Here is a 16,316-nt window from a genome sequence, read left to right as displayed (position 1 = left end):
GCATTTTGCGACACTTTTGTGTCTGTTCGTAGATTTTAAGCAAAGCTAATATCTACGACTAAATCATTTGCGATTGCCTCGAGCGCTTCTTGGATAGCATCTAACTCAACGTCTTCAGGCAGCTCAACCGTTAACTCTGCCTGAAACATTAAGTTTCCCCAATTGGGTGCACTAACACATTCAGAACTGAATTTTTGAATGTTAATGTTAAATTGCTGCAAGATCGCGGTTATTTCGCTGACAATACCCGGCTTATCGTTACCCATAACACTAAAGTTTACGATTTTACCTTGTGATTTTTCGGTTGCTTTCACGTTCACCATTTGAATTGAAACGTGCGGTAGAGCATTAATTGTTTCAACCAATTCGTCTGCCAGTTCCTCGGCAATCGTGACCTCAACGAAGCCCGCGAACTGCCCAGCCATATGGGCAAAACGACTTGCTTGCCAGTTTCCACCGTGTTTCCGTACGGCTTTTGCTAGGCTATCAACTAGCCCAGTTTTGTCTTCGCCGATTAATGTCATCACCAAGGATTTCATAAATTCTCCTATGTAAATCAGTGGGTAGGTTCTGTTTTAACAGAATCTTAATTAATTAATACTTGCTATTACCATAGCACGACTTACACTGCTGCAAGACGTTAAATAGTAACGATGTTTTATCTTTTTCATGCAACACGCCACGCCTTCTCGCCAGCGATATCGCGATAGAATAGACTATTTTGCGCAACGTGTGGTTGTGTTTTTTGGTTGGGCGGTTCTGCTCACTTTAGGCATTTTGATTTGGCATCTATTAAGCCAAGCGTTGCCCTTGTTCCAATCGCCCAAAATTGCTCCCGTTGGGGAGTTGAATATGCCACCCCACAAGTCGGTTGAATATATCGGTGATCTTGAGCAAGGTGGACTATTGATCACAACGAGTAACGATTGTGCGTTACATTTCTATATTCTATCCGTTAGCAATCAGTTTAAGTTAGTCAAGAACTCACCACATTCCTGTTCGTCACTGGTCCAAGTGCTTGGACAGGGCGAAAATATCTATGTCGTTGAAGTATCTAACCAACAGCTCATGCGCGTTCAACAGGTTGTCAGCGCAGGCAGTGATTTGACCATAAAGCCTATTCTTTCGCGCGCCATTCCAAATGAATATCTTGGTGCTTCGATTGTTAAGGTCGAAGTGACTGACAGCTGGGTTATTGTTCGACTTAGTAATGGGCAACAAAGTCCTCTGCTTTGGATAGAGCGCGAGAACCCGTCAATCGTGGTCCAACAAAATTACAGCGCAGACGATTGGTACGTTGCTTTGCCTTCTGCGAGTGCTTCCGCTTTTGTTGGAGGAGACGGAGTCAATTTATGGCCGTTAGGTGCAACAAAACCTACTGTGGCGAGATTGGGAGACTCGTCCTCGGGATTTTTACTTGCCACTGATGATCCACGTTCTGTGTATCTGAGCACCCAAGCAGGTAGTGTCAGCAAGTGGACCCTGTTCAATCGGGATGGCGAGTTTGTTCTTGCACAGCTTTATAGCATCGGTCTGGGTTCAGATGAAAATCCGTTGAGCGTGCATATTGACCCGAGCGTGAATTTGGGGCTTATCTTGACAGACAAAGCCCGAACACTGCTGTTTAACCGAGTCAGTGGTGAAGTATTGCACCGTTATCAGTTTGTAGAGCAGCCCACAGCTCTTGCTTGGTTTGGTAACAATCTATATATGCAAGCTGACCAGCGTGTGACTCAATGGCAAGTCAAAAATCGAGACAGTACAACAACGTTCTCAACCTTGTTTGAACCACAACTTTACGCAGGATATCACGCACCAGATTATGTATGGCAAACAACCAACGCAACTGATTATCAACTTAGCAAATACAACATCATCCCACTGATTATTGGCTCGCTGAAAGCATCCTTAGTGGCATTGATGATAGCAATTCCATTGGCGTTAGGAGCGGCTATATACAGCGCCTTTTTTGTGCACCCCAGCTTACGAACTAAGATAAAGCCTGCTATTGAAATGTTAGAAGCCATTCCGTCAGTGGTCATTGGGTTTATCGCTGCCGTCTGGTTAGCGCCGCTGGCAGAGCAGTTTTTAGTTTCAATCTGCTTTTTTATCGTGCTTATGCCACTTGTTTTAATCGGTGTTACTTCAATTCACGCTTGGTTAGCTGGATCTTTGCCGGAGCAACTACGCAAATATTGGGAATTACCAGCCGTCAGTTTGTTAGTTATTGGCATTGCTATGCTGTGTTTATTTTTTGCTTTTGACGTGTTTAGAAGCTTGTCCAGCAGTTTTGAATTTATGCAAGGAAATCTCAACATTAGCGCGCAAATAAGTAAAACCACATTGGTTGTTGCTATTGCACTGGGACTGGCAATTTCACCCACCATATACTCGTTGGCGGAAGATGCGATAGAAGGCGTTCCAGATAGTCTTAAGCGAGCGTCTTTTGCGCTCGGAGCGACGCGCTTGCAGACCCTACGCAACGTCGTGCTCAAGGTGGCGTTCCCTGGTATTTTGGCCGCTTTAATGCTTGGGTTTGGACGTGCCTTTGGCGAAACCATGATTGTTTTGATGGTCACGGGCAATACTCCAATCGCAGATTGGGATTTATTGGCAGGTTTACGCGCAATGACCGCGAATTTGGCTATCGAACTTCCCGAAGCTGAAGTCGGGAATGCACATTATCGGGTGTTGTTTCTTACCGCGTGCCTACTATTTTTATTCACTTTCGTCATTAATACGTTTGCGGAACTACTGCGCATGCGTGCCCGGCGGCGGAGTGCACGTTGATGAAGGTTGCATGGTTTAGCCATACTCAGCGCCAGTCGTTTGCAATGGTTTCTGCAGCCTCAATGACGGCAATTCTGCTGGTGGCCTTGGTTACTTTACTCATATTTATCATGATCAGAGGAACTGCATTTTTTTGGCCGCAGGAAATAGAGACAATCCACTTTCGTGGACTCGACGGAGAAACCCGTCAAGTGTTTGCAAAAAAGCAACAAGCCAACACAACCACGGGTCATACGTTGCAAGCAAGCAGTAGCCAACAAGTCGACACAGAATATAGTTTACAAGCCAGTTTTATAACCGCGCTGGGCATTCAATCGGAAACGTTGATAGTTAGCGAACAACAATTATTCGGGAGTAACATAGATCCTAACGTGGTTGAGCTGCACATGGATAATGGCGACCATTTTTTCTTTCTAGCACAATCACTTGAGACACCTAGTCAAGCCGATATATCGCTTGCTCAACTATCTGCTGTGCGCTCGCAAGTTGAGGCGTTAGAGGTGCAGATAGAACGTATCCGAGATGGACATTTGTCTCCCATCCACCGGCAAATTGCGCAATTTAATCGTTCGGGCGTAGCCGCCGATGCGCCAGCGAGAGAAAAACTCGAGCATCAATTCTTTCATTTTCAGAATGCCATCAATGAACTGCAAAAATCATTGTATGGTTTTGCGCTAAAGGTTGCTGATGCAGAAGGTAGAGAAGCTACCGTTCGATTGTCAGAGGTTGCGCATGTGTATTTTCCAAATCGCTTATCTACCATGGGTAAAATCGGACTTAGTTTATCGCGCATTGCGGTATTTTTAATTGAGTCGCCCAAGCAAACCAATACCACAGGAGGCATTTTCCCTGCCTTATTTGGGACTATCTTAATGGTGCTACTGATGACACTAATTGTGACCCCTTTTGGTGTGTTAGCCGCGATTTATTTAAGCGAATACGCACCAGCAAATGCGTTTACCAGCGCGCTACGGATTGGTGTGAGTAACATGGCCGGTGTGCCTTCGATTGTTTACGGCGTATTTGGTTTGGGTTTCTTTGTTTACGGGATTGGGGGTAGCATTGATAGCCTGTTTTTTGCTGAACACTTACCTTCACCAACCTTTGGCAGTCCAGGACTATTTTGGGCATCTTTGACCATGGCATTGCTTACATTACCCGTGGTGGTAGTAGCCACAGAAGAGGGATTAAAGCGTGTGCCTCAGGGGATCCGTAATAGTAGCTATGCTTTGGGAGCAACGAAAATTGAAACAATTTGGTATACGGTATTACCCATTGCAAGTCCGGGAATTATGACCGGTATGATTTTGGCAATTGCTCGGGCGGCAGGTGAAGTGGCCCCATTAATGTTGGTAGGCGCAGTAAAGTTTGCGCCCTCATTGCCGGTGGACGGTGAATTTCCTTTTTTACATTTAGAACGTCAGTTTATGCATCTTGGGGTGTTAATCTATGACGGTGCTTTTCACAGTCAAACCAGTTTACAGGGTACTTCAATGATGTTTGCAGCGTGCCTGTTGTTATTGATTTGCGTGTTTGGTTTGAATTTGATTGCAATCAACCTACGTTCTCGACTACGCAAGCGTTATTCGCAGGAATAATTGATTATGTTAAACCTTTTCGAACACAAAAAATTAGACCTGGCAGAGCTGTCTGACGAGCAAACGGCGATTAATGTTAGTAATTTAAATCTGTGGTTTCACAAAAAGCAGGTGTTAACTGATGTATCAATGCGGATCCCCCGAAATCAAATCACAGCTCTGATTGGTCAAAGTGGATGCGGCAAGTCTACTCTCATCAGTAGTTTTAATCGCATGAACGATTTGATTGATGGGTGTCGTTATCAAGGTGATATTGAAATTGATGGGCGCAACATAAATCACCCGCGTGAAAATGTGGCGCGTTTGCGAGCACGGGTCGGTATGGTATTTCAGCGACCAAACCCCTTTCCGATGAGCATCTATGAGAATGTTTGCTACGGTTTGAAGCTACAGGGTGTGAACCAGCGGCGCAGTTTAGATGATGCTGTGGAGCAAGCGTTACGCGATGCGGCATTGTGGGACGAAGTCAAAGACCGGTTGTTTGAATCAGCCAATATATTATCCGGTGGTCAACAGCAGCGCTTGGTATTTGCACGGGCGTTAGCTTTGCAACCAGAAATCCTCTTGCTGGACGAACCTACGTCAGCCCTTGATCCGCTGACCACATTGTATATAGAAGAACTTATGATCAGTTTAAAAAAGCGCTGCACGGTAGTGATAGTGACGCATAATATGCAACAAGCAGCAAGGGTATCTGATTACACTGCATTTATTCATCAAGGTGAAGTGGTGGAATATGCTGACAGCGATTCGTTATTCACTATGCCGAAGAAAAAACAAACCGAAGACTACATTACCGGCCGCTACGGCTAACGACTGAGAATGTTATGCGCCAAGTAAAATTTAATACTCATATTTCCGGCCGGTTTAATATTGAATTAGAAAACCTGCGTAACTCAGTTCTGACCATGGGCGGCGAAGTTGAACAACAAATGGTTGATACCTTGCGTGCTATACGGGAAAACAATGCAGGTTTGGCAGAAAAAGTGGTACTTAATGACCTCAAGGTCAACTCGATGGAAGTACAAATCGACGAAGAGTGTATGCGGATCATCGCCAAACGTCATCCAACCGCCAGTGACCTGCGTCTAGTTATGACAATTTCTAAAGCGACCACCGACATTGAAAGAATTGGAGACGAAATTGAACGCATTGCCAAGCTGGTAACGAAAAATAACTTACCCGCTTCCGAAACCATAAAAAGCAGCATGTTAGCCATTGGAGAGCACATCATTCATATGATGCGCGGCACCTTTAACGCGTTTGCCCGACAGGATGAACAAGCGGCACTCGATGTATACGAACAGGATAACCGAATTGATAGCCAATATAAGGCTTTGTTAAGTTATACCTCGAAGGAAATGCAGCAGCATCCCGAATTAATGGATGATTGGCTTGAAGTGCTGTGGGCACTGCGTTCTCTTGAACGCGTGGGAGATCGTTGTAAAAACATATGCGAATATGTGGTGTACTTATCTGGCGGTGCTGATGTGCGCCATGCATCAATTGAAAGCATGCAGAAAAAGATAGATGAACTGTCGGAATAAAATTTTCGACAAATATACTATGGCTTCGCAAGTGCTTAAGGTATCATGCGCGGCAGTTTGGTTTTCAGTAATGCTTCTACAGCGGCAATACTATGGTTATATTTAACAGTGAATACGCAAATGTTGCGTTTAAACTGGAAGTGTCTTCAACGATAAGGGCCTGATAGCGTGGATATTATTCAAAGTTATGGCCTCATTCTTATTGTTCTCGCCGCGCTATTTGGTTTCATCATGGCGTGGGGTATTGGTGCAAACGATGTTGCCAATGCAATGGGAACGTCCGTCGGTTCCAAAGCGTTAACAATCAAACAGGCAATTATTATCGCCATGGTGTTTGAATTCGCCGGTGCCTACCTCGCTGGTGGAGAGGTCACCTCGACGATCCGCAAAGGCATTATCGATGCCGATTATTTTATTCCTACGCCTGAATATTTAGTCCTGGGTATGATCGCCGCGCTACTCGCGGCAGGTATTTGGTTAGCCGTTGCGTCGTTTAAAGGTTGGCCGGTCTCAACTACACACTCAATCATTGGTGCAATTGTCGGATTTACCGCGGTTGGAGTTAGTTCTGACGCCGTTGCTTGGGGGAAAGTTGGTGGCATCGTGGGGAGTTGGGTTATTACGCCAGCGATTTCCGGATTAATAGCATACGGTATTTTTGTTAGCGCAGATAAGCTGATATTTCAGACCAAAACTCCGTTTTTAAATGCACGTCGCTATGTACCATTTTATATGGCTCTAGCAGGCTTTGTCATGTCGTTGGTGACAATCAAAAAAGGTCTCAAACACGTTGGGTTAGGTTTGCCTGATGCACACGGTTACCTACTTGCAGTAGCAATTGCTGTTGGGGTTGGCATGTTAGGTGTCTGGATGATCAACCGGATAAAATTCGATGCTAATGATACGCTCGAACATCAACAATCCAACGTTGAGAAAGTATTTGCCATTCTTATGATCGTTACGGCTTGCTGTATGGCTTTCGCACATGGTTCAAATGATGTCGCTAACGCGATTGGGCCTCTCGCTGCGGTAGTTAGTGTAGTAAGTAGTGGTGGACAAATAACTTCTAGCGCAAGTTTAGCCTGGTGGATCCTTCCATTGGGAGGGGTCGGAATTGTCGCTGGCTTGGCTTTATTTGGTCACCGGGTTATTAAAACTATCGGTCAAGGAATTACGCACTTAACGCCGAGTCGTGGTTTCGCTGCTGAAATGGCTGCGGCAACTACGGTAGTCATTGCGTCTGGTACTGGGTTGCCGATCTCAACGACACAAACTTTGGTTGGTGCAGTACTGGGGGTTGGTTTAGCCCGCGGTATTTCTGCTCTCAATTTTAGCATTATCCGCACTATCTTAGTTTCATGGGTGGTAACACTGCCAGCGGGTGCGGGTTTAGCGATTATATTCTTCTTCTCACTCAAGTGGATTTTCGGCGTCGCCTAAGCGGCGCAGATCTGCGATTAAAATCGGTTTTATTTTTATAAATCATTGGTTAGTCTATTAATGAATGTGAATTTAATAGACTAAATCAATGAAATGGCCGAACCTTAAACACCTTCACTACCTCGTGGTATTACATCAGGAGCAACATTTTCATCGTGCCGCTGAACGATGTCATGTCACCCAGTCAACACTCAGTACAGCGATCCAGAATTTGGAAGAACACTTTGGCGCTCAGTTGCTGGAAAGGGAGCATAAGTCATTTGTATTTTCTGCTTATGGGCTTGAAATCGTTGAACGCAGTAAACGAATTATCAATGAAGCTCGTGAGCTAATGGAATATGCGACACACGCGGGTGATTGGCGTCGTGGCACGCTTAAATTGGGCGTTATCCCTACCATCGCGCCGTTTATGTTTGAGGGCCTAATCAAATCGGTTAAACGCATTTACCCAGAGCTCGCCCTACATTTACAGGAAGACACTACCGACAATCTGTTAGCGCAATTGAACGAAGGCACGCTAGATTTGTTGATCTTAGCATTACCTTTTGAAACGCCGGGTTGCAAGCAATTGGTCATCGGTCATGACCCTTTTCATTTGGTCATGCATCGCTCAGTTAAGCCTTCCGAAAATCAGAGTATTGAGGTAAAAGATTTACCTAAAAACAGTATTTTCCTTTTGCAGCAAGAGCACTGTATGACCGGCCATGCGGTCAGCGCATGTGGACTAAAGTACAGCGAGCAAGTTAATAGTCTGGCGGCTACGTCATTACATACGCTTGTGCAATTAGCTAATGCAAAGCTGGGGTATACGTTTATTCCTGAATTAGCGTTGCAGCAGGATATTCTTGAACGTTCAGAGCTGATTGCGTTGCCCGCAGAAGATAACGCTTATCGCGAAATTGGTCTGGTATGGCGCAATGGCACAACCCGAGTTCAGCTATTTCGCTCGCTAGCGGAGTGTTTAGCCCCACTAATGCCCATAGACACATTAACATCTGCTCGTTGAGCACACATAAAGTGGCCAAAAAAATGAAAAATAATCAAACTTTTTGGCCAACCCTCTCGACTTTATCTGCACGTAACCAATTTCAGGAATGAATAGGTGTTCACCAAAACCGATGAACAACTAATTAGTAAGGCTTTATCCGGCAATAAGCGAGCCTGGTTTGCATTGATTAATCGCTATGAGAAATCAATTTATAACTACGGGATCCGCATGACCGGTAGCCGAGAGGATAGTTTGGATTTAATGCAGGAAATTTTTGTTTCCGTGTTTCGCAACCTAGCCAGTTATCAAGGCACAGGCGCCTTCAAAAGTTGGCTATTTAAAATTGCGCATTATCGCTGTGTTGAATTTTATCGCCGCCGTAAACCGAATCAGAGTTTAGATGATACGCCTGAGCTTGACATACGGTCAGATCAGAGGTGCCCAGAAGGAGAACTCACCGAAAGTCAGGATAACGCGCAATTACACAATGCGATGCAGCAGTTACCAGTGAATCAGCGTGCAGTCGTTGAATTAAAATTTTTTGGTCAATTTACCTTTGACGAAATTGCAGACCAGTTAGGTGTTTCGCCTAATACCGTAAAGTCGCGTCTGTACAGTGCATTGGAAAAGTTAAAGGGGCAATTGGAGGTAGAGTATGTATAACGAAGAGCAGAAGTCAGAATTATTTGCTGCTTGGTTAGATGACCGTCTTAGTGATCAGCAACGCCAGGCTTTTGAGCGTCTATGCATTGAGGATGAAGAGTTTTCATCGCGCGTTGCCAGTGCCAACCTATTGAGCAACTTAAGTGACAATTATGTAGCATCGAGCGTGCCTCAATGGGACAAGCAGTCAACATTCACTAATGCACAGCACACGCCTTGGTGGCAATCACCCAAGTTATCGCTAACTTCGTTGGCATGTTCTGCCTTTGCCATCGTGTTGACGTTGAGTAACGTGCAGGTCTCGGTAAGTGAAGGGACGCTATCGGTGGGCATTGCAGATGCGCTAAATGATAGCGAGCTTAACGCCCTAGTAGAGCAGCGTATTCAGGCCTACCAGGCGTCTAATCAAGCGATGTTCGCCCAATATGTTGATGCGTTGAATCAGCAACAGCAAGAAAGCAGCGTGAAACTAGCTGAGTATTTGTTGTCATCAAGTCGCCAAGAGCGTCGCGAAGATTTTGCTGAATTAGTCAAGTTTATCAACGAGCAACGCAGTGATGACCAAGTTTTTTACGCGCGTCAGCTTAATAATTTACAACAAGAAATTTATGCGCAGAACGGGATCCGCGCGAATCTACCGTCTTTAAATACTGGTGCCAGCCAGCTACCGAATGAGTAATGTGGAGTTGATTATGAAAAAACAGATTTTGATGTCGGGAATGGTTGCAATGACGATTGCTTTGCAAGCCAATGCCGCGACCAATTATGACGAATTACGTAAAGAATTAGAGATCATGGATAGCGTGCTGGTCACTGCGTTCAGGCAGTCAGATAATACTGCTGCAATCCGCTTTAGGGGATTGGAAACTAGCTATCTCGCCGGTCAAGGTGTGGTGTTTGAAATCAATACCTCGCGACGCCGCTTAGGGTTGGACTTGGATCTTCGTCGATTTATCCCGCGTGCGCCTGAGGCTCCAACGCCCCCGGTGATTATTGGTGAAAATGGCGATGGGATCAGTATTGAGATCACTGAGGATTGGGAACACATGATTGAAGATACGATGCGTAACTTTGAAGAAGTGTTTCGCGAGGCCCATGAACAAATGCGTGATGTGCGATCAGATGCGCGAGAATTAGAATGGGAGGCGCGTGAATTGGAGCGTCGCCAACGGGATCTAAACTTTGAATTACGCAGCGCTGATAAAGAGCGCAAAAAAGAACTTGAAGAAGAGTTAAAAGAAATTCGCAAGTCCAGTGAAAAATTGCAAGCTCGAAAACAAGAGTTAAATGAGTATGCAGATACACTAGAAGCTGAGCAAAAAGCTCAAGTTGAGAAGCAGCGGGAAGCGCGTTTGCAAGCTGATAAAGCGTTCCTGTCGGCGTTTGAAGAACGGGTAGGGGATACCTTGTGCCGCTTTGGTTCTGGTATCAGGGCATTACCGAAAAATGAGCACATCAGCTTTGTGCTAAAACAATTTGATGTTGACGAGAAGCGTCAAGCCCGCGACAGGGTATATGTGTTTACCCTTGACCAAGTGAAATCTTGTGTGCAAGAAAGAATTGATGCGAACAAGCTGCTGAGTAATGCAACGATTTATTCGTTCTGATTTATCAGCTGAGTTAATCAAGCTGTAACATTTGTTAAAGCCCCAATCGTAATGGGGCTTTTTTGTTCTTAAAGCTATCTTATTTATTAATCATACTACTGCTTTCATATGCCAGCTGACCTAGCAGCCAAATCATTTGATTATTTAGCATTAATGAGTTCTTCAAAATGCAACAGAAAGCAATTCTGAAAAAACGTTATTAGCCCCTATACCTGACTAAATCACTCAGGTAAATACTTGACTAAAATAGTAGGTTATGGCAGAATTCGCGCCTCTGTAAATGGGGACGAAAAACCATGAAGCTGACCTCAAAGGGGCGCTACGCCGTGACCGCGATGCTTGACTTAGCGTTGCACTCAACTAAGGGGCCCGTACCTCTTGCCGATATCTCTGAACGCCAAGAAATATCCTTGTCTTACTTAGAACAGCTTTTTTCGAAGTTGCGCAAAGAACAGTTGGTTGACAGTGTGCGCGGACCTGGTGGTGGGTATTTGCTTGGACGAGATGCGCAAACCATTTCGATCGGTGAAGTTATTCGAGCCGTACACGAAAGTGTTGACGCTACACGCTGTCACGGTCAGTCCGATTGCCAAGCGGGGGAGCGGTGCCTCACTCACAGTTTGTGGCAAGACTTGAGCGACCGCATCAATCAATTTCTTGATGCCATATCATTAGGTGAGTTAATGGCCAAACGCGATGTGAAAAAAGTGGCAGGACGTCAGGACAAATGCCAATCCATCAATTTAGGCAATGACATCGAAGTTAGTATTCAACTTTAACCTTTTGTGAGGGGATTTCCCCAGTCAAAACGCGGTAAATTAGCTGCGTTAAATTTTGAGTAAATTACTCAGGTATTATAAAATTGCGGATTAATTTTTTGTTGTGTGGGGCCTGCAATCTCTAACGTCAATGAGCGGTTTTCTTCATTCTTTAACCGCTGCGCAATACCATCTAACAAAATGGCTAAGACGTTCAGGCACAACAGTCAAACAAGCGAGTTCAAATCATGAGTGAACAAATTGAACAGGCGTTAGAACGGAAATATGAAGCAGGTTTTTACTCAGAAATTGAGTCAGAAACCTTTGAAGCTGGGTTGGATGAATCCGTGATCCGTCGTATTTCAGCGATGAAAGGTGAGCCTGAGTGGATGCTGGAATGGCGTTTAAAAGCCTATGAAGCTTGGCTGAAAATGGAAGAGCCAGAATGGGCCCATGTGGATTATCCTAAAATCGATTACCAAGCCATTTCATACTATTCCGCGCCGAAAAGCATGAAAGACAAACCAAAGTCGTTGGATGAAGTTGATCCTGAACTGCTGCGCACTTACGAAAAGCTAGGTATTCCACTACATGAACAGGAAATGCTGGCCGGAGTTGCTGTTGATGCCGTTTTTGACTCGGTTTCTGTGGTAACCACGTTTCGAGAGAAGTTGGAAGAAGCTGGTGTTATCTTCTGCCCGATCTCTGAAGCGGTGCACAAATACCCGGATCTCGTGAAGAAGTATATTGGCTCGGTTGTACCGCGCACTGATAATTTTTTTGCCGCGCTTAATTGTGCCGTTTTTACTGATGGTTCGTTTGTATATATTCCCAAGGGCGTGCGTTGCCCAATGGAACTGTCGACTTATTTCCGCATTAATGAGATGAACACTGGGCAGTTTGAGCGCACATTGATTGTCGCTGATGAGGGCAGCTATGTGAGCTACCTTGAGGGTTGCACCGCACCACAGCGCGATGAAAACCAATTGCATGCTGCGGTAGTAGAATTGGTTGCGCTTGACAATGCCAAGATTAAGTACTCTACAGTGCAGAACTGGTACCCCGGAGATGAAAACGGTAAAGGTGGTATTTATAACTTTGTCACCAAGCGTGGTATTTGCCACACTAATGCTCATATATCTTGGACGCAAGTTGAAACAGGTTCTGCAGTCACGTGGAAATACCCCAGCTGTATATTGAAAGGTGATAACAGCGTCGGTGAGTTCTACTCTGTAGCGCTTACTCGCGGGCGTCAGCAAGCTGATACTGGCACCAAGATGATCCACCTTGGCAAAAACACACGTTCAACAATCATCTCTAAAGGCATATCGGCTGGAAAAAGCAACAATGCCTATCGTGGTTTGGTCAAAATGGGGCCAAAAGCCGATGGAGCGCGGAACTTTACCGAATGTGATTCGTTACTGATTGGCGATCAATGTGGTGCACACACTTTCCCTTACATAGAAAGTCGCAATCCATCAGCGATTGTGGAGCACGAGGCCACCACCTCAAAAGTCAGTGATGAGCAATTGTTTTTATGTCAACAACGCGGCCTTGATCCTGAAAAAGCAGTATCAATGATCGTGAATGGTTTCTGTAAAGAAGTATTTAAAGAGCTGCCGATGGAATTTGCCGTCGAAGCAGGAAAGTTACTTGAGATTAGTCTTGAAGGCTCAGTGGGGTAGTAATGTTAAAAATCAATAATTTACATGCAAGCGTGGAAGATAAGGCCATTCTCAAGGGCTTGAACCTCGAAATAAACCCCGGTGAAGTGCACGCCATCATGGGCCCGAATGGTGCCGGAAAGAGTACTCTTGGCTACGTATTATCAGGGCGTGAAGGCTACGAAGTGACTGATGGTAGCATTACTCTAAATGAGCAAGACTTGCTCGATATGGAGGTTGAAGAGCGTGCCTGTAATGGTTTGTTTTTGGCGTTTCAATACCCCGTAGAGATCCCAGGGGTAAGCAACATGGAATTCATGAAGGAAGCGGTCAATGCTGTGCGTGAAAGCCGCGGTGAAGAAGCGCTTTCAGCCGCTGAGTTCCTAAAGCTTGCGAAAGAAGCCTGCAAACAAGTGCACTTACCATTAGATTTTTTGAAACGTGGTGTGAATGAAGGCTTTAGTGGCGGAGAGAAAAAGCGCAACGAAATTATGCAAATGATTTTGCTCCAGCCGTCATTGTGTATTTTGGATGAGTCAGATTCAGGCTTAGACGTTGATGCGTTACAGGTCGTTGCCGACGGCGTTAATAGTCAACGCGACGGCAAGCGCAGTTTTATTGTCGTGACTCACTATCAACGTCTGCTGGATTATATCAAGCCTGATTTTGTGCATATTCTTGCCAATGGTGAAATTGTCAAAAGTGGCGACGCCTCGCTTGCATTGCAGGTTGAGAAAGAAGGTTATGCGTTTTTGGGTAAAGCGTTCGCGGAGGCAGAGGCATGAGTCAATGGCTTGAACAGGTCATTGCAGCGGCTGACGGTGTCGACGATTATCTGTCGCCAGCAAGAGAGCAGGCCCTAGCGAAGCTGAAAGCTGATGGATGGCCAAAGGCACGCAGCGAGGCGTGGCAGTTTACCCCATTAACATCGGTAACTAATCGCTCAATGACTATCAGCACAACGGTTGAAGCTGCAACAGCTCCGGCTGTTGCAGGGCTTGAAGCAGTTGATATCGTGTTCTGTGATGGTCAGTTAGTGACTGACATTCAAGCAATCGATTTACCTGAAGGGGTAAGTATTGTTTCGCTTGCGACAGCCGATGCTGAAGCTCAGCAAGCAATATCAGCGCTGTTCGCCTCAGTGAAGCCAGAACGCCATATTTTTGGATTAGTCAATGATACTGTGTGCCAGCAAGGTGTTTATATTGACGTTGCAGCAAACGTAAAAGTAGAGCGACCGCTGCGTATTGTGAATGTTGCCACTCAAGACATCGATGCGCACACTCGCGTTTTGGTTAATCTACAAACACACAGTCATGTCACAGTGATTGAACACGGCTGTGGTGACACAGCAAGCTTTACTACAGCGTTTGCAGAATACAGCGTCGGTGAGCATGCGTCGCTTGAGCATTACCGTTTTGCTATGCATACCGGCGCAGCTAAACAAGTGGGTGGTAGTCATTTCAATCTCTTAACTGAAGCCAAGCTAAATAGCACATTAGTGGGTTTTGGTAGTGAATTATCACGCATTGACGTTGATATTATTCACGCCGGTGAACATGCCAAAGCTAAAATGAACGCGATTTATTTATTGGCAGAAGGCGAACTGTTTGATCTGCACTCGACCATAGAGCATGCGATGCCGAATGGCAAAACCGAAGAGAATGCGCGCGGTATCATTGGTGATCGAGCTCGAGCGGTGTTTAACGGACGAATTCACATTCATCGTGACGCACAAAAAACGTTGGCTGAACTGAATAATAGAAACTTATTACTGTCGCGTCGCGCTTTAGTTAATACCAAGCCGGAGCTTGAAATTTACGCTGATGACGTGCAATGCGCGCATGGCGCCACGGTAGCAGAGATTGAAGAAAAAGCCTTGTATTACCTTTTGAGTCGCGGTATCGAACGTTCTAAAGCTTTGATAATGCTGAATTTTGGTTTTATTCAAGAGTTAGTGAACGATATGCCAAATGCAGCACTTAGAGATTGGCTGACACCACTATTGCGCAATCGTTTTGCTGAGATGGAGGTCAAATGAGTTTTGACGTTCACGCGGTGCGCGCTGAATTTCCATTGCTTTCCCGAGAACTTGATGGCAAACCCCTGGTTTATCTCGATAACGCTGCGACTACGCAAAAGCCGCAAGCGGTGATCGATGCTTTGGTGGATTTTTACACCAACTGCAATGCCAATGTGCATCGGGGTGCGCACCAACTCTCTGATGAGGCCACGCGTCGCTATGAAAAGGCGCGCGATACCGTGGCGGCATTCATCAATGCGGAACACCGTGAAGAAGTGATCTGGACCAGTGGTACCACAGAAGCGATCAATTTGGTCGCGAATGGTGCTGGTCAGTTACTCAAACCCGGTGATGAAGTGCTGGTCACTGAGTTAGAGCATCACGCCAATTTAGTGACTTGGCAACAAGCCTGTAAGCGCAGCGGTGCCTCGTTGAAGGTTGTGCCAATCTTTGATAACGGCGAGTTGGATATTGCTGCGTTTGATCGTTTGCTTAGCGATAAAACGCGTTTGCTCGCGATGCCGCACGTATCAAACGCTTTGGGTACGGTGAACCCAATCAAAGAATTAACTGCGAAGGCCAAAGCGAAGGGCGCTTGGGTGTTAATTGATGGTGCTCAAGGTATCGCCCATGGCGGCGTTGATGTACAAGCCATAGGTTGCGATTTTTACGCCTTTTCCGGGCATAAAATATTTGCGCCAACTGGTATTGGTGCGTTGTGGGGTAAACGCAATGTGCTTGAATCTTGGCCGGTGTGGCAGGTCGGTGGTGAAATGATCCATGATGTGGAATATCACAGTGCCACGTGGGGCTCACTACCAAACCGTTTAGAAGCGGGTACTCCAAACATCGCTGGAGCGATTGGATTGGGTGCAGCGATTGCGTGGTTTAGTCAGTTGGATTTGGCTGCTGTTCAGCAGCATGAACAAGATTTACTACAATACGCGACGCATAAAGCCGAGCTGTTTGACGGGCTGCAACTGATTGGTACCGCGGCGCATAAAGTCGGCGTAATGAGTTTCATGTTAAAAGGGGCGCATCCGGCAGACGTCGGGTTTATCTTGGATAAGCAAGGTGTAGCGATTCGTACAGGTGACAACTGCGCACAACCGCTCATGAAGCGTTTAGGTATTCCGGGCACCGCTCGAGCGTCGTTCTCGTTGTACAATACAACTGATGATATTGACCGCTTCTTTGCTGCCCTAGACAAAGCCAAAATGATGTTGGCGTAGGAGATT

The 16,316-nt window shown here is 45.7% G+C and carries 15 protein-coding genes; 14 read left to right on the top strand and 1 reads right to left on the bottom strand.

Annotated features, from left to right (window positions below):
* Nucleotides 1-35 precede the first annotated feature (35 nt).
* Nucleotides 36-539, bottom strand: coding sequence for a glycine cleavage system transcriptional repressor (locus CSH92_RS02510; RefSeq protein ID WP_100656020.1), 504 nt, complete (start codon nt 537-539; stop codon nt 36-38).
* Nucleotides 540-669: 130 nt separating this feature from the next.
* Here CSH92_RS02510 and CSH92_RS02505 point away from each other — a divergent pair, with 130 nt between their 5' ends.
* The 14 genes from CSH92_RS02505 to CSH92_RS02440 all read left to right on the top strand — a co-directional run bounded on the left by CSH92_RS02505 (nt 670) and on the right by CSH92_RS02440 (nt 16,310).
* A complete protein-coding gene (locus CSH92_RS02505) occupies nt 670-2,790 on the top strand; it encodes an ABC transporter permease subunit (RefSeq protein ID WP_100656019.1) in 2,121 nt (706 codons plus the stop codon).
* Nucleotides 2,790-4,388 (top strand): phosphate ABC transporter permease PstA, encoded by a 1,599-nt coding sequence (gene pstA / locus CSH92_RS02500; protein WP_100656018.1) that lies wholly within the window; start codon nt 2,790-2,792, stop codon nt 4,386-4,388. Before CSH92_RS02505 ends, pstA begins: the two co-directional genes overlap by 1 nt.
* 6 nt (nt 4,389-4,394) lie before the next feature.
* Nucleotides 4,395-5,201, top strand: a complete 807-nt coding sequence (gene pstB, locus CSH92_RS02495; RefSeq protein ID WP_100656017.1) for a phosphate ABC transporter ATP-binding protein PstB — start codon at nt 4,395-4,397, stop codon at nt 5,199-5,201.
* 14 nt (nt 5,202-5,215) lie between these two features.
* Nucleotides 5,216-5,935 (top strand): phosphate signaling complex protein PhoU, encoded by a 720-nt coding sequence (phoU, locus tag CSH92_RS02490; protein ID WP_100656016.1) that lies wholly within the window; start codon nt 5,216-5,218, stop codon nt 5,933-5,935.
* A gap of 168 nt (nt 5,936-6,103) precedes the next feature.
* Entirely contained in the window at nt 6,104-7,375 is a 1,272-nt protein-coding gene (locus tag CSH92_RS02485; protein ID WP_100656015.1) for an inorganic phosphate transporter, read from the top strand.
* 88 nt (nt 7,376-7,463) lie between these two features.
* On the top strand, nt 7,464-8,381 hold the full coding sequence (locus tag CSH92_RS02480) for a hydrogen peroxide-inducible genes activator (RefSeq protein WP_100656014.1): 918 nt from the start codon (nt 7,464-7,466) through the stop codon (nt 8,379-8,381).
* A gap of 96 nt (nt 8,382-8,477) precedes the next feature.
* Entirely contained in the window at nt 8,478-9,026 is a 549-nt protein-coding gene (locus tag CSH92_RS02475) for an RNA polymerase sigma factor (RefSeq protein ID WP_100656013.1), read from the top strand.
* On the top strand, nt 9,019-9,705 hold the full coding sequence (locus tag CSH92_RS02470) for a hypothetical protein (protein ID WP_100656012.1): 687 nt from the start codon (nt 9,019-9,021) through the stop codon (nt 9,703-9,705). The genes CSH92_RS02475 and CSH92_RS02470 overlap by 8 nt, the downstream gene beginning before the upstream one ends.
* Nucleotides 9,706-9,718: 13 nt before the next feature.
* Nucleotides 9,719-10,633, top strand: coding sequence for a hypothetical protein (locus CSH92_RS02465; RefSeq protein WP_124916904.1), 915 nt, complete (start codon nt 9,719-9,721; stop codon nt 10,631-10,633).
* Between the two features lie 296 nt (nt 10,634-10,929).
* The gene (iscR, locus tag CSH92_RS02460) at nt 10,930-11,412 is read left to right on the top strand and encodes a Fe-S cluster assembly transcriptional regulator IscR (protein ID WP_100656010.1); all 483 of its coding nucleotides are present in this window, start codon (nt 10,930-10,932) and stop codon (nt 11,410-11,412) included.
* A gap of 227 nt (nt 11,413-11,639) precedes the next feature.
* Nucleotides 11,640-13,076 (top strand): Fe-S cluster assembly protein SufB, encoded by a 1,437-nt coding sequence (sufB, locus tag CSH92_RS02455; RefSeq protein ID WP_100656009.1) that lies wholly within the window; start codon nt 11,640-11,642, stop codon nt 13,074-13,076.
* A gap of 2 nt (nt 13,077-13,078) precedes the next feature.
* Nucleotides 13,079-13,840 (top strand): Fe-S cluster assembly ATPase SufC, encoded by a 762-nt coding sequence (gene sufC / locus CSH92_RS02450; RefSeq protein WP_100656008.1) that lies wholly within the window; start codon nt 13,079-13,081, stop codon nt 13,838-13,840.
* Nucleotides 13,837-15,096, top strand: a complete 1,260-nt coding sequence (gene sufD / locus CSH92_RS02445) for a Fe-S cluster assembly protein SufD (protein WP_100656007.1) — start codon at nt 13,837-13,839, stop codon at nt 15,094-15,096. The genes sufC and sufD overlap by 4 nt, the downstream gene beginning before the upstream one ends.
* Nucleotides 15,093-16,310: an aminotransferase class V-fold PLP-dependent enzyme gene (locus CSH92_RS02440; RefSeq protein ID WP_100656006.1), complete on the top strand. Its 1,218-nt coding sequence runs from the start codon at nt 15,093-15,095 to the stop codon at nt 16,308-16,310. Before sufD ends, CSH92_RS02440 begins: the two co-directional genes overlap by 4 nt.
* The last annotated feature ends 6 nt before the right edge of the window (nt 16,311-16,316 follow it).

This window comes from Neoalteromonas flava (genome assembly GCF_002807685.1).
GTDB classification, from domain to species: domain Bacteria; phylum Pseudomonadota; class Gammaproteobacteria; order Enterobacterales; family Alteromonadaceae; genus Alteromonas_E; species Alteromonas_E flava.
Note: the sequence above shows the minus strand (reverse complement) of the source record. Positions and strands in the feature narration are given on the sequence as shown.